This window comes from Ruegeria sp. G2 (genome assembly GCF_056533505.1).
Window position 1 is genome coordinate 268419 of the sequence record NZ_JBQFON010000005.1, and the last position, 16735, is coordinate 285153.

The following is a 16735-nucleotide window of genomic DNA, read 5'->3' on the forward strand; positions in this document are numbered from 1 at the left end:
CAGTCAGATGAAGAGCGCATCCGCTATTCTGCCAACGCGCTTGCCAGACGATTCTGGGTTTCTATGGTCTTCGGCAGGTCAATGGTGGAGATCTGACCGTCGCGCACAACCTGGCACCCCTCGACAAACAGGTGTTTGACACGCGTTGGTCCGGCCAGAAGGAGCGCAGCTGGGTCCCAACTGCCTGCACTTTCGATGCCGCGTACGTCCCAAATGGCTATGTCAGCGCGTTTGCCAGGCATGAGCCTGCCGCAATCGGGTCGGTTCAGCACATCCGCCCCACCTCTGGTGGCAATCTCGAGCGCTTCGCGGGCTGACATGGCGTCAGCGCCATTTGCAACCCGTTGCAGAAGCATGGACTGGCGCGCCTCGGCGATCAGATTGCCGCTGTCATTGCTGGCTGAACCGTCCACTCCCAGCCCGACATGCACGCCTTGGTCGCGCATTTTGCGGACTGGCGCGATACCTGAGCCAAGACGGCAATTTGAGCATGGGCAGTGCGCAACGCCGGTTCGGCTACGCGCAAATAGGTCGATCTCGGAGCCATCCAGCTTGACACAATGGGCGTGCCAAACATCCGATCCGGTCCAGCCCAATTCCTCGGCGTATTGGCCGGGGCGGCAACCGAACTGCTCTTCAGAATAGGCGATATCCTCATCGTTTTCCGCCAGATGAGTATGTAGCATTACACCTTTATCGCGCGCGAGAAGCGCGGCATCGCGCATCAGGTCGCGACTAACCGAGAACGGAGAACACGGCGCAAGGCCAACGCGGCACATCGAACCCTCAGATGGATCGTGATAGGCATCAACCACGCGGATCATGTCCTCCAGAATGGCTTGCTCGGCTTCGACCAGAGCATCAGGAGGCAATCCACCATCACTTTCGCCGATACTCATTGCCCCGCGCGTCGGTTGAAAACGCAAACCCAATTCCGACGCGGCATGGATCGTATCTTCAAGTCGCGCACCATTGGGATAAAGGTAGAGGTGATCAGAACTGAGCGTGCAGCCAGACAGCGCCAACTCTGCCAGACCGACCTGAGCGGAGATAAACATCTCTTCAGGTCCAAAGCGGGACCAGATGGGATAAAGTGTTCGCAACCATCCAAATAGCAACGCATCCTGCCCACCGGGCACCGCGCGTGTAAGGGTTTGGTAGAGATGATGATGGGTGTTCACAAGACCAGGGGTAACAACACATCCGGCGGCATCATGTATTTCACCCCGGCTGGTCAAACCAAGGCCAATCTGGGCAATCTTTCCGTCCCGAACCAACAGATCAGCGCCCACAAGCTCTTGCCGATCATCGTCCATCGTCACGATAATGTCGGCATTCCGGATCAATATTTCTGTCATTTTTGCACTCCCGCATCCTGCCCGTCTCATGCGTGGAGTATTGGGCTGGTGGAAAACGGGCATAAGAACCAGCCGCTATCAGTTTAAATCCGCATGGGGGGTGCGGCAACCCGTTTAATATTGCTTCAGGATTTCCAGCGCCGCCGCATGAATCTCAGCATTGGCTGCTGCGAGGGCACGCCCGCCATTATGGGCAGGATTACCCTGCCAATCTGTCACAATACCACCTGCGGCTTCGATCACCGCGATTGGGGCTTGGATATCGTAGGCATTCAACCCAGCCTCGACCACCAGATCTGTTTGCCCTGCAGCAAGTAGCGCATAGGCGTAACAATCCATCCCATAACGCGTCAGCTTCGTTTTCTGAGAAACCGCCTTGAAGGCAGCGGCCTCGGCCTCGGTGCCGACCTCAGGAAAGGTGGTGAAGATGATCGCTTGATCCAAAGATCGCGTATTCCGCGTCTCGAGTTCCGCACGCCCCATTGGGCCTTTGACAAAGGCGTGCTCTGTATCTCCGATAAAGCGTTCACCGATATAGGGCTGATCGATTACGCCAAGCTTAGGTCCAGTCTCATCGCTCAGGGCGATCAGAACACCCCATGTGGGCGTACCACTTATGAATCCGCGCGTGCCGTCGATTGGGTCCAGCACCCAAACCCGTCCGCTCACCCCCTCGGAATGGCCAAACTCTTCCCCTAAAACGCCATCCTTGGGCCGGTGAATGGCCAGCACCGCACGCATCGCCTTCTCTGCTTCGCGGTCAGCTGCAGTCACAGGATCAAACCCGGCATCGAGCTTGTTGTCCGTCTTCAAGTTAGATTGGCGGAAAAACGGAAGAATGGCCGCCCGCGCCGCGTCGGCCATTTCTTCGGCAATCTCTAGATCACTTCGTAGGGTGTTTTGCATGGCTTACCCGTGCGACGGGCACCCCGCGAAGTCAAGCGATTGTATTAGGCGACGTCGCTCAGCACGCGCGCCAGTTCAAACAAGCGGCGACGCTGATTTTCCGGTATCGCATAGTACGAGCGAACGAGATCAAGCGCTTCTTTATCACCCATCAGATCTGCAGGAACTGATTTTTTGTCAGCCTCTGCTTTCTGAGCTTCTTCAAGGCCTTCAAAGAAAAAGCTGACCGGAACATCCAATGCCTCGGCAATGTCCCACAAACGCGACGCGCTTACACGGTTGGCACCCGTTTCATATTTTTGAATCTGTTGAAACTTGATACCAACTTGCTGCGCCAACTGCTGCTGGGTCATGCCAATCAGCCAGCGGCGATGCCGGACGCGTTTGCCCACATGGACATCGACGTGATGGGTCATTGGTAGTCTCCTTTACACAAACACCTGTCCGGGAAACCGCAACAGCAGCCGTCACCGCCAAGTTAGCGGGTCGCTGCTTAAGAACTTCCTAACTAGGATCGTGCCCCCCGAACAGCACCATAGAACAACAATATTGCCGCAATCGATTCTTTTTTCAAGACGGTTGAATCCAAGAATATGGACTGTTGATTATGGTTGAGTACCGGGATCATCACATCTGTGTATGTTCGGAGACAACAAATCAGACCAGACACCTGTTTGAGAAGGGTGTTTGATTGGAATTGACAAAACGCGCGCGCTCTCCGCCTATGTGCCCTAAAATACCGGAGAACACTGATGCTGGCATTTCGTATCAAAACCAAGGGAGCAATGGCGCAAATTTGCCAAATGCCCGAGCCGACACCAGCGGAAAATCAGGTGCGCGTATCCATTCGGGCCTGCGGGCTGAACTTTGCCGATCTTTTGATGCAGAAAGGCTCCTATCAGGATACACCCGGCACTCCGTTTACTCTGGGTATGGAAATTGCAGGGGTCGTTGCCGAAGTCGGAAATAGTGTTACGCATCTAAAACCAGGTGACCGCGTCGCTGTTTTCTCTGGTCAGGGCGGCCTGGCCGAATCTGGTGTCTTCGATGCTGACCGGGTTATTGTCATCCCAGACACAATGAGTTTCGAAGACGCTGCCGCCATTCAGATCGCCTATGGCACCAGCCATATCGCGTTGGAGCACCGGGCACGCCTACAGGCCGGCGAAACGCTGCTGGTGACCGGAGCTGCTGGCGGCGTTGGGCTGACCGCCATCGAAATCGGGAAACTGATGGGGGCGACCGTCATCGCGCAAGCGCGCGGCGCGGACAAATTGGTGGTGGCGCAGCAGGCCGGTGCGGACCATTTGATCGATGCGGATGAGGATCTGCGAAACCGCGTTCGCGCCCTTGGCGGAGCCGACGTGGTCTATGACGCCATCGGTGGTGACGTTTTCAAGGCTGCGTTCCGCGCCACGAATCCCGAGGGCCGCCTATTGCCCATCGGCTTTGCGGGGGGTGAAGTTCCTCAGATTCCGGCCAACCATCTTTTGGTTAAAAATCTCAGTGTGATTGGCGTCTATATCGGTGGTTACCTGAAATTTAAGCCGGAAATCGTTCACAATAGTTTCAGCACTCTGTTTCGCTGGCACTCAGAAGGACGGATTAAACCTCATATCAGCCACATCCTGCCTTTGCAGGACGCAGCCAAGGGATTGGAATTGCTGCGTGATCGCAAATCCACCGGTAAGATCGTCATCCAGATCAACTCGCCACTTTGAGGGGGCGCGCACTGGGGTGTGAAAAGTTTTGCCGCAGGAGATTTGCGAGCTCAGCCACATATTCCTCGCGCACTCTTTCAGCACCATAAAGGTTGATGAACTGCACCGGCAGGTCCGGAAGGACCCCAGCATGGTCGATCAGTTCCTGATGGTTGGGCTGTGTCCCCTCCAACAGTACACCCACCGCCAGATCAGCACTGACTGTTGCTTCAACCGTACGGTCTGAGTCGCTGTCGATGCTCATGTCCCATTCGATCCCAGCGTCATCCAGCGCCGCGGTCGCAACCGGACGGAAGATGCAATTGCGGCAAAACCCGAGCCGCAAAGGCTGTTGTCGCCAGGCGGACCCGTTCAGAGCTCCGACCCAGCGCAGTGGCATATGATACAAGGTTTCAGCACCCTCGCCCGCTCCCGATTCCGTGGTCACGATCAAATCAAAACCTCCGCGCGCAAATTCTTCCTTCAGGTGACGCGTATTCGAGGTAACCAAGTTCACATTCACGCGCGGGAAGCTGGCATTGAAGCGCTTTAGGACACGGGGGATGAACGGATGAACGACATCATGCGGCACCCCCAGCACGACTTCTCCTTCAAAGGCCTGATCAGTGAGCCGCCCGATCACCTCATCATTCAACGCAATCATCCGGCGCGCATAGGCCAGCAGTTGCTCGCCAGACGCGGTCAGCGCAATGGTACGACCGGATCGATCCAGCAGCTCCAGCCCGAGTAGCTCTTCTAACCGCTTGAGCTGCATGGAAACAGCCGATTGCGTGAGATGAAGAAATCCAGCTGCGCGGGTAACGCCGCCGTGATCCGCGACGGCAACGAATGAACGAAGCGTAGTGATGTCCAGATTTCGCATCTTCAAGATTCCTTATGGGTAACGTCAAAAACATTCATTTTTAAAATATGTCAGAATGCTCCATATAGATCAAGGAAATTGATTGAAGCACGGTGTTTCATCAGTCAAACATGAAAGGGCAATACCCATGACCCATCTAGCCATTTCGACTCTGCGTCGCATCAAAGGTAAATCGATTGGAGACCGCCTGCTCAACATGTTGAGCCTTTCGCGGCAACGGCAAAAACTGGCTCAGCTTGATGATCGCGCTTTGGAAGATATCGGAATCACCCGCTCCGAGGCAGAAGCCGAGGCTTCTCGTCCTATGTGGGATGCGCCTGACTGCTGGTACAAACACTTGTATTAATTGGACAATAGAAGAAATCTGGCGGCATTAGGGACTGCGCCGTCAGGTTTTTTGCACCAGTCGCGAAATTTGCCGACAGTTTTGCTGAGTTTTAGAGTGAAAACCCTTGAAACGAGGGCCGTACTCTCCGATATTTAGTGGGAAACCGGCCTGCAATCGCAGGCTGAGCACAGAATATTGAAGGGAGACCCTTAAATGGCACAATTCGACACGATCCGGACGGCGTCCGGGGCGCGCGCTGCCGAGATTGATGAGGGCCTGCGCGCCCATATGAACAAAGTCTACGGCACAATGTCCGTAGGTATGCTGATCACGTTTGCTGTTGCCTGGGCCGTTGGCTCAAGCCCGCAACTTCTGTCGATCTTCCGTGACCCAGTCACGCTTAGCCCGAATATCCTGGGCTGGATCGTAATGTTCGCACCTCTTGCAATGGTGTTTGGCTTTGGTGCCGCCATCAACCGCCTTTCAGCGTCTGGTGCGCAGCTGTTCTTCTATGCATTTGCAGCCGTCATGGGCCTGTCGCTGAGCTGGATTTTTGTAGCCTTCACCGGCATCTCGATCGCGCAGGTATTCCTAGTGACTTCGATCGCATTCGCGGGCCTGTCGCTTTACGGATACGTCACTAAGAAAGACCTGTCCGGTATGGGTACTTTCCTGATGATGGGCGTGATCGGTCTGATCGTCGCGATGGTCATCAACATCTTCCTGCAGTCGCCTGCGATCATGTTCGCTGTGTCGATCCTGGGTGTTCTGATCTTTGCGGGCCTGACCGCGTATGACACTCAGAAGATCAAAACGACCTATCTGCAGATGGCCCATGCGGGTGACAAGGAATGGCTAGGCAAGGCGGCCATCATGGGCGCACTGAACCTGTATCTGGACTTCATCAACATGTTCATGTTCCTGCTGCAGCTGCTTGGTAATCGCGAATAACGCGAACCTCATACTCACAGCCAAAGGGCGGGTCCGAAAAGACCCGCCCTTTTTGTTTGGATAATCGGAGGACCATTGATGTCCATCGCCACCATTTGCCCGTCACAGGCGCATCGTTTGCTGCCATTACTTCAACAGGTGCATGACCTGCATGTTCAAAACCAGCCACAGCGATACGCGCCTTTGCCAGATGACAAGGAAGTCGTTTCCTATCTTTCAGAATGGCTCAGCCACGACGCAGTGGTTGCATTGGGCTATGAGGAGAATCAAATACTGTTGGGATATGCGATTTTTGAGCTTGAGAAGCGTGCTGCGACACCTTTTCGCCGGGCGGAAACACGTGCGATGCTGCACCATATCAGCGTCGATACCAAGCACCGTCGGAAAGGAATCGGATTAGCCTTGATAAACGAGGTTCGCGCACGTCTGCTTGCTGATGGCGGAGATGTTTTGGCCACGACCTATGCAATCTTCAATACGCCTTCGGCTGAATTGATGGCGCGCGCCGGGCTAAACCCCGTGATCAGTTTCGCTGAATGGCGCGTTGAATAACGGCGGAAACAGAAAACCCCCACCAAACTGGCGGGGGTACAAATTGGTTTGGTACTTTGGCAATCAGCTACAGTTCAGCGGCACCGCAAAACCAGAGCTGCGCTTGGACGAGCCTTTGCGGTAAACATCTCCAGCGGGCAAGCAACCGGTAAAGCGCTCGGTCCGAGCTCCGAAGTTTGCACCGATGGAATTGTCCACGCGAGTGTCCCCTTCTTCAGTTCGCAACACACCAAACAATGTCCCGTTCACACTGACCGTGCTCAGCAGCAGATTAGTGCTCTGGCCTGACAGTTGAACGGCGCTGGTATCAGTGCGCCCACCATTCTCGATAGCTACTTTCGCCATCTTGGAAAGCTCGGTCTGATCAGACGAGACCTGAACTGTTGGCAACTTGGCGAGCTCTGCCGGGATATTGGTTGCAGGTTGAACAAATGCCGCGGCTCCTTTCACATCGGATACCGTACGCGGTTCACCATCTATCCCGGTGAAACCAACACCTTCGCGGTTAAACGGATCTTCGCAGGCTGACAGGGTCAGAACTGCAAGGGCGGGTAACAAGATTTTTTTCATGGCGGTCAACATTTTGGAAAGAGTTGCTGAAGCGTAGCGGCATGGAGTGCGTAAAAGCAAGCCGCCCTCACCCAGAACACCCGAGGGGCTGATGCGCCCCTGCAACGCCCGTGTTTCGCACCGACGCGCTGTGGGACGCCTCAAACCAACAAAAAAGGACCCTGCATCGGCAGAGTCCTTTTTCAAAAATTCAAGTCAGAGGGCAGATTACTTGATCTTGCCTTCTTTGTACTCGACATGTTTCCGAGCAACCGGATCGTATTTACGAATGGTCATTTTCTCGGTCATGGTGCGCGCATTCTTTTTGGTCACGTAGAAGTGGCCCGTGCCCGCGGTCGAGTTCAGACGGATCTTGATTGTCGTCGGCTTCGCCATGGTTATCTCCTGCGTCCGAAAAGGCAGGGGCCTTTCGGTTGAATCCTTATGAGCGTGCGCTTTTAACTGCTCGTACGCCCAAGTCAACCAGATTCGCCGTGTTCCGGGAACAATTCCCTACTCCGCCTGAACGGGGTGTCGCTTGGTGTGTTCACGAAACTGTGATAGGGTCACCGTGACCAAAGAGTCCGTGTTGCGATCATGGGCAAAATCTGACCGGGACTATCGTCCGGCACCCTACACCACTCACATCAATAGTATCGCCCGGGTTACCGGGGTGTTCCCGAATTGCAGGCGTCTCAGCAAGCAATCTGGCCATGGAACCGGCCAGTCGGATGGTTCCGCATAGACTTAAACAGTGGGAGGTTTTCATGCCTGTATTCATCACTTACGCATCCTACTCATCCGAGGCCGTTCAGGCGATGGTTGCCAATCCTCAGGATCGTACCGGCCCGGTCAGTGCGCTGCTTGAGAAAGCGGGCGGAAAACTGATCTCATTCTACGTCACCACCGGTAGCAACGATGTTGTTGTCATCAGCGAGGTTCCCGACGGCACTGATGCGGTCGCAATCGGGATGGCCGTCGCCAGCACGGGTGCAGTATCGAAAATCGAAACCGTGCGCGCATGGTCTGCCGAAGAGTTCGTTTCGGTCGCTGCAAAAGCAGCAACGCTAACCGGGGCGTATACGCCGCCGACGGGCTGAGGAATTATGCGCGGAGGGCCTGTAAGCCGGATCCTGTTCCGGGGTTACCCCCTTCGATGACCATTCCTCTAGGCCGTGCATTGCTGCGCGGCTCAAGCTGCCAACCCGGTCCCTCTCGGCCAAAGCGAGCCTAGCGGCGGTATCGGTTTGCACCGACCGGCCCGCGCGGGGACCCTATTCGGCATTGCTCCCGGTGGGGCTTGCCGTGCCGCCACTGTTGCCAGCGGCGCGGTGGGCTCTTACCCCACCGTTTCACCCTTACCTCGGGCCAAGGCCCGCGGCGGTCTGATTTCTGTGGCGCTTTCCGTCGGGTTTCCCCGCCCGGGCGTTACCCGGCACCGTTGCCTTGTGGAGTCCGGACTTTCCTCTCGGGCATATGCCCCAGCGGTCATCCGGCCCTCCGCGCGAGGTGTTGGGTATGCTTTGGGAGAGGTTACGTCAAGAGCGGTTGGAGGATGAAGGGGCCAGCCCCTTCTTGGCCTTCGGTCAATTCAACCCCGGGATTTTTTTGGCCTGATGAAGCGCGGATCAGGTCGTATGTGGAGGAAGGGCCAGCGCTTTGAAATCGTCAGGGTGCAATGGGCCTGTGGCCCAGGGACGGTGGCGCAGGCGAATGGTTTTGAGCAGGATGTCATCATCGACATCAGCTGTATATCCCCGGACTTGCGCCAGCGCCCGGAACGTCGTTTCGGAAGGCGCTTCGGTGCCAGTTGGAGCGGCAAGGCTTTGACGTTCCAGTCTTTGCCAATCAAAACGGGGGCCTGGGTCGGTCTTGCGCCCGGGTGCCATGTCGGAATGTCCAATGATACCTTCCGGGGGGATCGACCAGCGCCGCATGAGTTTGGACAGAAGCTGTTCCAGCGCGTTCATCTGAGGCTCGGAGAACGGGTGATCGCCCCGATTGTCCAATTCGATGCCAATGGAACGGGAATTTATATCTGTCTGCCCGTGCCACTCCCCGGCCCCGGCGTGCCAGGCGCGGTCTTCCTCGCGTACAAGCTGCCAGAGCACGCCATTGCCGCCAATCAGATAGTGAGCGGAAACTTCAGGACCGGGATCGCAAAGGCGCTCGAGCGCAGCTGATGCGCTTTCCATTGCGGTGTAGTGCAGAACGATCAGCGCAGGCTTCAACCCATCGCGCCGGGGGCCGAAATTGGGCGATGGATGCCAGATCGGCGGAAGCTCAGTTGTTGACGGCACTGCGGAACGCACTGGGGTCCCAGCCGCAGGCATAGCCGTCGCCATCCGGGTCCAGACCTTTACGGTCGCGCTGGGGACCGCCATTGGATAGAAATTCGATCTGGGCCTGATCCGGCGATGCGAATTGCGCACAGTTCCGCTCGGCTTTGGCCTTTAAATTGAACCCTGCACGGCTGTAGAGCTGGGTTCCAACGGGGTTTGACGTGTTCAACGCGTATTGCACGATGTTGGGCTGTCCATCTGTACCGCGCTGTGGAACCGCGGTTGGCGCGACAACTTCATATGTCTGTCGGTTCTGTTCGATCTGCGCCGCATCTGCATCTATACTACGCCTGTTTGAAACGGCTTCAAAATCCTGTTCGTCAGAAATGCCTGTGTTGTTTGTCACTGGGGCAATTAAGCCTTGCTGGTCAGACGTACTGGCCAGCGCCACAGCCGTCTGGTTTGCAATATCAGCCGCACTGCCGTCATTCAGAGGAGCACCTTGCGCCGAAAGCGGCTGCTCTGAAATCGCTTCGGGTGGCAGCAACGGGTTACCAGCCAGCCCCTGCCCGGTTAGTTCAGCCTCGCGTTGGGCCTGGTATTCCGGCGTATTGAATCCGGTGCCCGATACAGGGGCGACCGTATCACAGGCTGCTACCAGCCCGAGGGTCGAAATCAGAAGCAATTTACGCATTCGGCTGCTCCGCCTTCTTGTCGTTCTGCCGGTCAGAGAATTACCACCATTTGCCCGGCTTGGCCACAAACCCGGCGGCATTCTCAAGCGCATAGGCGGTGTTGAGCAGATCGCCTTCTTCCCATGGGCGGCCGATCAGTTGCAGACCCAGCGGCAGTCCCTGAGCGTCCAGTCCTGCAGGAACCGAAATTCCGGGCAAACCAGCGAGGTTCACGGTCACGGTGAACACATCGTTCAGGTACATCTGAACCGGATCAGCCTCAGTCATCTCGCCCAGACCGAACGAGGCCGACGGCGTTGCCGGGGTCAGGATTGCGTCAACGCCAGTCGCGAAGACATCTTCGAAGTCTTTCTTGATCAGTGTCCGCACTTTGCGGGCGCGGTTGTAGTAGGCGTCATAGAAACCCGCCGACAACACATATGTGCCGATCATTACCCGGCGCTGGACCTCGGGGCCGAAGCCTTCCGCGCGTGTCTTTTCATACATTTCGGTGATTCCGTCACCTTGTGCCAGCTGCGCGCGGCGGCCATAGCGGACACCGTCATAGCGGGCAAGGTTCGAAGACGCCTCAGCAGGAGCAATCACATAATATGCAGGTAGTGCGTATTTGGTGTGCGGCAGCGAAATATCGACGATCTCAGCCCCTGCGTCTTTCAGCATAGCAGCGCCATCAACCCAGAGCTTTTCGATCTCAGCGGGCATACCGTCCATGCGGTATTCTTTGGGAATACCGATTTTCTTACCCTTGATATCGCCGGTCAGCATTGCCTCAAAATTCGGCACAGCCAATTCGGCGCTGGTGGAATCCTTGTGGTCATGGCCACACATGGTTTCCAGCATGATCGCCGCGTCACGTACGTTCTTGGTCATCGGGCCGGCCTGATCCAGCGACGAGGCGAAGGCAACGATGCCCCAGCGTGAGCAGCGGCCATAGGTCGGTTTGATGCCGGTAATGCCAACAAAGGCGGCAGGCTGCCGGATCGAACCGCCGGTATCGGTGCCGGTCGCAGCCAGACACAGATCGGCAGAAACAGCCGAGGCCGAACCACCAGACGAGCCGCCTGGTGTTAGCTGAGCCTCGTCGTTGCCACGCCGCCACGGGCTGACGGCGTTACCATAAACGGAGGTTTCGTTGGACGAGCCCATGGCGAATTCGTCCATGTTCAGTTTGCCCAGCATCACGGCACCTGCGTCAGCCAATTGCTGAGACACAGTGGATTCGTATTCGGGCTTAAAGCCATCGAGTATCTTGGACGCGGCCTGCGAGGGAACACCTTTGGTGCAGAACAGATCTTTTATACCGATCGGCAAGCCGCACATCGAAGGGGCGTCGCCTGCTTTGATCCGATCATCCGCGGCCTTTGCACGCTCAATCGCAATCTCGGGTGTCTTGTGGACGAACGCGTTCAGCGCATCAGCTTCATCAATGGCTGTCAGGCAGGATTCAGTCAGTTCAACTGAAGTTACATCACCGGCACGCAACGCGTCGCGGGCTTCAGCCAGCCCCAGTTTGTTCAGTTCGCTCATGACTTACTCCACAACTTTGGGAACAGCGAAGAACCCTTCGCGCGCATCGGGGGCATTGGACAGAACTTTGTCCTGCTGGTTTCCGTCAGTGACTTCGTCCTGACGACGCTTCAGGCGCATCGGCGTGACCGAGACCATCGGCTCGACACCTTCGACATCCACTTCGTTCAGTTGCTCGATGAAACCAAGGATGGTGTTAAACTCGGATGCCAGCGCAGGCAGCGCGTCATCCTCAACCTTGATCCGGGCGAGTTTGGCCACCTTGGCGGCGGTGCTTTGGTCTATCGACATCGGAAAACCTCATATGCGTTAAGGGGCGTTTACCCGTCTGTCGCATCACTCGCAAGACCGGTCACCGGATGACGCCGTCGTGCGCACTCAATTCGCCAGCAGCCATGCGTTTTTGAATGCCCCATATGCAAATTAGTGAACTGATTAGTTCACTATAGATATTGAAAACTAAACCGAACTGTTCATTTCAATAGTGTAACACAACACGAAACCGGAGACAGCATATGAAAACCTTTGTCCCTGCATTCATCTTGGCCGCCGTGGTTCTGACATCTCCTGCCCTGGCATTGGGATTAGACATGAACAATCTGACCCGAAACCTCAGCTTCCCTCAGCCTGAATCGGAACCTGTGACCAAAGACCAAACCCAGACAGGCAAGTAGACCTGCCCCATGTGCCGGATCGGTTTCCCCCTCCTGATCCGGCACTTTTTCCAAATCACCGCTGTACCCTGACCGACAAGTCGTTAGCATGACCAAAGACCATCTGCCGAAACACCCACAGGTGACGATCAGGCGAGCTAACGGAGCAGAACATGAGCGCACGCAAGCAAGCAGTACTGAACGCAATTGACGCCGCCAATGCGGAAGATCCCAATATGGAAAACGGGCAGCCCGCAGAACTGCTGTATGGCCAGCGCATGAGTGCCGAGCTTGATCGCCTTTTCCCAAATGCATCTGATGCACTACAGATTGCCGCGCGCGGGCAGCATGTCGAACGCTGGAAGCTGAAGCGCACCGAATATCCGGAAGGGCGTGCCGGTTATCTGGCATGGCGCAAGGCACAAGGTGTTTACCACGCGGACGTGGTCCGAGGCTTTATGGAACAAGCCGAATACGGTGCGGATCAAATCGAAGCAGTCGAACAGATGCTGCGCAAACAAGGCATCAAGCGCCATGCCGACGTGCAGGCGCTTGAGGATGTGATCTGTTTCGTTTTCCTGAAATGGTATTTTGAACCCTTCGCAGCGAAGCATTCAGCCGAGAAAATTCAGCGCATCGTAGAAAAAACCGCCATCAAGATGTCCGCCGAAGGCCGCGCCAGAGTTTTGGCGGAATTTGATCTGCCCGAGACTTTGGCGGCAGCATTCCGTGACTGACCTCATGTGATTCCCAGGTATGGTCAGTCTGCCACGATATTTCAGTTCGGGCTCAAGTACCCGGCGCGGTAGGGACAGGCACCTTCCGAACGGCGCGCAGATATACCTCGATCATCCAGCCCAGCATGGTGGCGTTCAGGATGTGCCACATGAAATGCGTTCCGATGGGAAAGTGACCGCAGGTTGGCTCATCCAATGCTCGGAAAATAATCGAGGCGATCAGTATGCCCGCCCCGATCGCCAACCCGCGCGCTGTATCGGGTGTTCGCGACCTCAACAGTAAAGCATAAATCAGGATCAATAGCGGCACCGGTGCATAGGCAGCTGAACCGCCCAAACCCGGCACCAGCTGAAACACGGGAATCGTCAACGCCGCGTAGGGAATGAACAGCGCGGTCAGACCCAGCGCATAAACGGGCCGCATCCCCCAGACATCCCGGTTCACCGCAAAGATATAAACCAGAATATAAAGCAAGATCGGCGTTGTATCAGCTATCGCGGCCCAAACCTGTGCATGCGTATGAAACAGGTAGCTGCCGACACCAATCATTGTCAGTATCACAACCAAAGCCATCGCCAGCGGTGCACCCTGCCCTCGCACCCTGCGCCACATGACGAATGCCGCAACAAGAAACGCCACATTGGTCACGGCGTTTATCGGCTCGGCCCAATACGATGGCGAGAGCCGCTCGCAATAACCGTCAATATACTGCGTCCAGTCCATGGATTTTTACATAGCCGATGCTAGGCTGACGCCAAGCAGAATTTGGGAGGGTTCACTATGGATATTATTTGGCTGGGACATGGCAGCTTTCGCATCGAAACATCGGGGCAGGTCCTGCTCGTCGATCCCTGGCTGACGGGGAACCCGCCATTGCCCGAAGATCAGCATGATGCGGCGGTGGCGGGTGCAACCCATATCCTACTAACCCATACCCATTTCGATCATGTCGTTGATGTATTGCCACTGGCCAAACATCTGAATGTTCCCGTCGTGGGACAGTACGATCTGATGGGCTATTGGGCCGAGGCGGAAGGGATCGAAACAGTTGGTTTCAATAAAGGCGGCACAGTTGACCTCAGCGGTATCAAGGTATCGATGGTCCCAGCCTCGCACAGTTCGACCTTTTCAACCCCCGACGGATTGCGTACCGGTGGGACCGAAGTCGGGTATATGATCTCAACCGAGGGCCGAATGGTGTACGTCTCTGGCGACACCGATATCATGGCGGATATGGATTGGATGGGGGAATTCTACAAACCCGATATCGGCATCCTATCCGCTGGCGGTCACTTTACCATGGACATGAAAGGCGCGGCCTACGCGGCCAAACGGTACTTTGACTTCAAAACGATTATTCCGTGCCACTACCAAACCTTTCCGATTCTCGAACAATCAGCTCAGGCCCTGATTGACGGCCTGCCGGGCGTCGATGTGATCGAACCCGAAGTGATGAAAGCGATTTCTCTCTGATGCCCGCCACAGATTTCAGCGCCCAGGAATTTGCCGACCGTATCGCGAAGACCCGCGCAGCAATGGAACAGCAGGGGATCGAAACCCTGCTGACAACCGACCCATCGAACATGGCGTGGCTTACCGGTTACGACGGGTGGAGTTTTTATGTACCCCAGATGGTCATCCTTCCAGCGGAGGGTTCTCCACTATGGTGGGGGCGCACGCAGGACAAGGCCGGTGCAGCGCAGACCACATGGATGGATGGATCTGATCTTCTGGACTGGCCTGAGGAGCACGTTCAACACCCCGACCACCATCCCGTCGATTCCCTCGCCAAACTTTTGCGGGACCGCGGATGGACTTCGGCACTGGGTGTCGAAATGGACAACTACTACTACTCGGCCGCCAGTCATCGCATACTGCAGAACGCATTCGGAGACGCTGCGATTTTGGATGCCACTGGCCTGGTAAACTGGCAGCGCGCGGTCAAAAGCGACGCTGAGGTCGAAATGATGCAAAAAGCGGGGCGGCTTACTGCCCATATGCATCAGGTGTTGCGCGATGCGTTCCGCGAAGGGCTGCCAAAAAACCAACTGGTTGCCGAAGTTCAGGCAGCAGGGATCGTCGGATTGCCGGGACTGGCCGGGGACTATCCCGCAATCGTTCCAATCGCCCCTTCAGGTACCGAGGCGTCTGCTTCGCACATCACCTGGAACGACAGACCCTTAACACAGGATGAGGCAACTTACTTTGAAATCTCAGGGTGCTATCGCCGTTATCATTGCCCGGCCAGTCGCAGCCTGTTTCTGGGTGATCCTCCGGAAGATATTCGCCGCGCCGAGGCTGCTGTGCTCAGGGCCATCGATGATGCCTTGAGCGCGGCGCGTCCGGGCACAACTTGCGAAGAGGTCGCGAACTGTGTCTACGAGAGTTTCGCCCGCGCCGGATATGTCAAAGCCAACCGCACCGGCTATCCGATCGGATTAAGTTACCCTCCCGATTGGGGTGAACGCACCATGAGCCTGCGGCCGGGTGACACGACCGAACTTCAGGAAAATATGACCTTCCATTTGATGCCCGGGCTCTGGACTTCGGATTGGGGGCTGGCGATCACCGAGAGCTTTTTGGTTACTGCCAATAGTGGCCAGCCTTTGGCGGACATCCCTCGGGAACTTGTGGTGAAATCCAAATGAATCAGCCTATTCGCCCATCGCCGGAGTTGATCGCGGTGGTGCGACGCTGGAATGACGCTGTCCGAGCCAAAGATGGAGCGGCGCTTTATAACATGCTGTCGACGTCTGAGTACCTGCGGTATCAAGGCTCAGCGGATGGGGAGATTTGGTCAGGCTCGCTATTCCGAAAGGGTTTCCCTGATCATGTGGCCGAAATTCCCGACTACAGTTGGGAAGAACACAGCCTAGAGGCATTTGAATGCGGTGCAGTTGGTTGGGCCCATTGCGTTGCAACGCTTCGCTTTGCCACGAACCAAAAAGCAATGTTGCACAGGTTCACCTTCATCCTGCATCTCGAAGACGGTGTGTGGAAGATGGTGCACTGCCACGTGTCCAATCCCATCCCTAACATGGAAAAAATCGGTATCGAACACAAAGCCCTGGACGCGCTGATAGCAGCCGCACGCGACGGGTTTCGTCAGAATCAGCGCGAGGGCATGGCTTCGGTTATGTTCACTGACATCGTCAATTCATCGGCTATTGCCGACAAGCTGGGCGACCGGATCTGGATCGATGCGGTCCAAAAACACTTTGAATTGGCTCGTGACGTCATCGAGGCTCAGAGCGGAACGCTGGTAAAGTCGCTGGGGGATGGAACCATGTCCAGCTTCTCGTCGGCGCGGGCGGCACTGATGGCCGCAGTCGACCTGCAGCGGCGCAACGCCAGTGAATTGGGTGAACCAACGCTGCAGATTCGCGTCGGCATACATACGGGAGATGTGATCCAGACCGATGACGATTTCTTTGGTACGGTGGTGAACAAGGCCGCCCGGATCGCGGCCTCAGCCGCACCGGGTGAGGTCCGTTTGTCCGACGCAACCCAGCTTTTAGCGGACGGGCAAGATGGGTTGACCTTTGGCACACCAAGATCAGTTTCACTGAAAGGTTTGCCCGGCGATCACACGATCTATAGCCTGAGTTGGTAG

At 56.1% G+C, this 16735-nt stretch carries 21 protein-coding genes and 1 other RNA gene; 10 read left to right on the top strand and 12 right to left on the bottom strand.

Features of this window, described 5'->3' with window-relative positions; all coding sequences use genetic code 11:
- Positions 1-23 precede the first annotated feature (23 nt).
- The 3 genes from ACR0DU_RS11855 to ACR0DU_RS11865 all read right to left on the bottom strand — a co-directional run bounded on the left by ACR0DU_RS11855 (position 24) and on the right by ACR0DU_RS11865 (position 2680).
- Positions 24-1358 (bottom strand): 8-oxoguanine deaminase, encoded by a 1335-nt coding sequence (locus tag ACR0DU_RS11855; protein ID WP_480874768.1) that lies wholly within the window; start codon positions 1356-1358, stop codon positions 24-26.
- A gap of 114 nt (positions 1359-1472) precedes the next feature.
- The gene (gene hisN, locus ACR0DU_RS11860) at positions 1473-2264 is read right to left on the bottom strand and encodes a histidinol-phosphatase (protein WP_480874770.1); all 792 of its coding nucleotides are present in this window, start codon (positions 2262-2264) and stop codon (positions 1473-1475) included.
- Positions 2265-2308: 44 nt separating this feature from the next.
- Positions 2309-2680 carry a helix-turn-helix domain-containing protein gene (locus tag ACR0DU_RS11865; protein ID WP_010441908.1) on the bottom strand — a complete coding sequence of 124 codons (372 nt, stop codon included), beginning with the start codon at positions 2678-2680 and terminating at the stop codon, positions 2309-2311.
- A gap of 336 nt (positions 2681-3016) precedes the next feature.
- Here ACR0DU_RS11865 and ACR0DU_RS11870 point away from each other — a divergent pair, with 336 nt between their 5' ends.
- Positions 3017-3985, top strand: coding sequence for an NADPH:quinone oxidoreductase family protein (locus ACR0DU_RS11870; RefSeq protein WP_170540972.1), 969 nt, complete (start codon positions 3017-3019; stop codon positions 3983-3985).
- Here ACR0DU_RS11870 and ACR0DU_RS11875 read toward each other — a convergent pair.
- Positions 3969-4847 carry a LysR family transcriptional regulator gene (locus tag ACR0DU_RS11875; protein WP_010441906.1) on the bottom strand — a complete coding sequence of 293 codons (879 nt, stop codon included), beginning with the start codon at positions 4845-4847 and terminating at the stop codon, positions 3969-3971. The two genes, ACR0DU_RS11870 and ACR0DU_RS11875, sit on opposite strands and share 17 nt — an antisense overlap.
- A 127-nt stretch (positions 4848-4974) precedes the next feature.
- Between ACR0DU_RS11875 and ACR0DU_RS11880 the strand changes: the two genes are divergently transcribed.
- The 3 genes from ACR0DU_RS11880 (at position 4975) to ACR0DU_RS11890 (ending at position 6678) form a co-directional block, all read left to right on the top strand.
- Positions 4975-5193 carry a DUF1127 domain-containing protein gene (locus tag ACR0DU_RS11880; protein WP_170472574.1) on the top strand — a complete coding sequence of 73 codons (219 nt, stop codon included), beginning with the start codon at positions 4975-4977 and terminating at the stop codon, positions 5191-5193.
- A 195-nt stretch (positions 5194-5388) separates the two neighbouring features.
- Entirely contained in the window at positions 5389-6126 is a 738-nt protein-coding gene (locus ACR0DU_RS11885; RefSeq protein WP_480874775.1) for a Bax inhibitor-1/YccA family protein, read from the top strand.
- Between the two features lie 78 nt (positions 6127-6204).
- Positions 6205-6678 carry a GNAT family N-acetyltransferase gene (locus tag ACR0DU_RS11890; RefSeq protein WP_170779659.1) on the top strand — a complete coding sequence of 158 codons (474 nt, stop codon included), beginning with the start codon at positions 6205-6207 and terminating at the stop codon, positions 6676-6678.
- 63 nt (positions 6679-6741) lie between these two features.
- Here ACR0DU_RS11890 and ACR0DU_RS11895 read toward each other — a convergent pair whose 3' ends face one another.
- Together ACR0DU_RS11895 and rpmG are read right to left on the bottom strand one after the other, a co-directional pair.
- Positions 6742-7248: a lipoprotein gene (locus tag ACR0DU_RS11895; RefSeq protein ID WP_158005272.1), complete on the bottom strand. Its 507-nt coding sequence runs from the start codon at positions 7246-7248 to the stop codon at positions 6742-6744.
- A gap of 207 nt (positions 7249-7455) precedes the next feature.
- The gene (gene rpmG, locus ACR0DU_RS11900) at positions 7456-7623 is read right to left on the bottom strand and encodes a 50S ribosomal protein L33 (protein WP_010441901.1); all 168 of its coding nucleotides are present in this window, start codon (positions 7621-7623) and stop codon (positions 7456-7458) included.
- A 371-nt stretch (positions 7624-7994) separates the two neighbouring features.
- On the opposite strand from rpmG, the gene ACR0DU_RS11905 reads away from it, so the two are divergent.
- Positions 7995-8327, top strand: coding sequence for a GYD domain-containing protein (locus ACR0DU_RS11905; RefSeq protein ID WP_170772925.1), 333 nt, complete (start codon positions 7995-7997; stop codon positions 8325-8327).
- A 6-nt stretch (positions 8328-8333) separates the two neighbouring features.
- Here the strand turns inward: ACR0DU_RS11905 and rnpB are convergent.
- The 5 genes from rnpB to gatC all read right to left on the bottom strand — a co-directional run bounded on the left by rnpB (position 8334) and on the right by gatC (position 12022).
- Positions 8334-8731, bottom strand: an RNA gene (gene rnpB, locus ACR0DU_RS11910) — RNase P RNA component class A.
- Positions 8732-8855: 124 nt separating this feature from the next.
- Complete coding sequence (locus ACR0DU_RS11915) at positions 8856-9560, bottom strand: N-acetylmuramoyl-L-alanine amidase (RefSeq protein ID WP_480874779.1); 705 nt, start codon at positions 9558-9560, stop codon at positions 8856-8858.
- Complete coding sequence (locus tag ACR0DU_RS11920; RefSeq protein ID WP_319544946.1) at positions 9511-10203, bottom strand: hypothetical protein; 693 nt, start codon at positions 10201-10203, stop codon at positions 9511-9513. The genes ACR0DU_RS11915 and ACR0DU_RS11920 overlap by 50 nt, the downstream gene beginning before the upstream one ends.
- Before the next feature lie 40 nt (positions 10204-10243).
- Positions 10244-11731 (bottom strand): Asp-tRNA(Asn)/Glu-tRNA(Gln) amidotransferase subunit GatA, encoded by a 1488-nt coding sequence (gene gatA / locus ACR0DU_RS11925; RefSeq protein ID WP_480874782.1) that lies wholly within the window; start codon positions 11729-11731, stop codon positions 10244-10246.
- A 3-nt stretch (positions 11732-11734) separates the two neighbouring features.
- Positions 11735-12022 (bottom strand): Asp-tRNA(Asn)/Glu-tRNA(Gln) amidotransferase subunit GatC, encoded by a 288-nt coding sequence (gene gatC, locus ACR0DU_RS11930; RefSeq protein WP_170472591.1) that lies wholly within the window; start codon positions 12020-12022, stop codon positions 11735-11737.
- A 224-nt stretch (positions 12023-12246) separates the two neighbouring features.
- Here gatC and ACR0DU_RS11935 point away from each other — a divergent pair, with 224 nt between their 5' ends.
- Together ACR0DU_RS11935 and ACR0DU_RS11940 are read left to right on the top strand one after the other, a co-directional pair.
- The gene (locus ACR0DU_RS11935) at positions 12247-12405 is read left to right on the top strand and encodes a hypothetical protein (RefSeq protein WP_480874785.1); all 159 of its coding nucleotides are present in this window, start codon (positions 12247-12249) and stop codon (positions 12403-12405) included.
- A gap of 152 nt (positions 12406-12557) precedes the next feature.
- Entirely contained in the window at positions 12558-13121 is a 564-nt protein-coding gene (locus ACR0DU_RS11940) for a DUF4202 domain-containing protein (RefSeq protein ID WP_480874787.1), read from the top strand.
- Between the two features lie 52 nt (positions 13122-13173).
- Here ACR0DU_RS11940 and ACR0DU_RS11945 read toward each other — a convergent pair whose 3' ends face one another.
- Positions 13174-13845, bottom strand: coding sequence for a ceramidase domain-containing protein (locus ACR0DU_RS11945; protein ID WP_480874789.1), 672 nt, complete (start codon positions 13843-13845; stop codon positions 13174-13176).
- A gap of 57 nt (positions 13846-13902) precedes the next feature.
- Here ACR0DU_RS11945 and ACR0DU_RS11950 point away from each other — a divergent pair, with 57 nt between their 5' ends.
- Genes ACR0DU_RS11950 through ACR0DU_RS11960 form a run of 3 tightly spaced genes read left to right on the top strand, consistent with a single transcriptional unit; the run spans position 13903 to position 16735 of the window.
- Complete coding sequence (locus tag ACR0DU_RS11950) at positions 13903-14595, top strand: metal-dependent hydrolase (RefSeq protein ID WP_480874792.1); 693 nt, start codon at positions 13903-13905, stop codon at positions 14593-14595.
- The gene (locus ACR0DU_RS11955) at positions 14595-15770 is read left to right on the top strand and encodes a M24 family metallopeptidase (protein ID WP_480874794.1); all 1176 of its coding nucleotides are present in this window, start codon (positions 14595-14597) and stop codon (positions 15768-15770) included. The genes ACR0DU_RS11950 and ACR0DU_RS11955 overlap by 1 nt, the downstream gene beginning before the upstream one ends.
- A complete protein-coding gene (locus tag ACR0DU_RS11960; protein ID WP_480874797.1) occupies positions 15767-16735 on the top strand; it encodes an adenylate/guanylate cyclase domain-containing protein in 969 nt (322 codons plus the stop codon). The genes ACR0DU_RS11955 and ACR0DU_RS11960 overlap by 4 nt, the downstream gene beginning before the upstream one ends.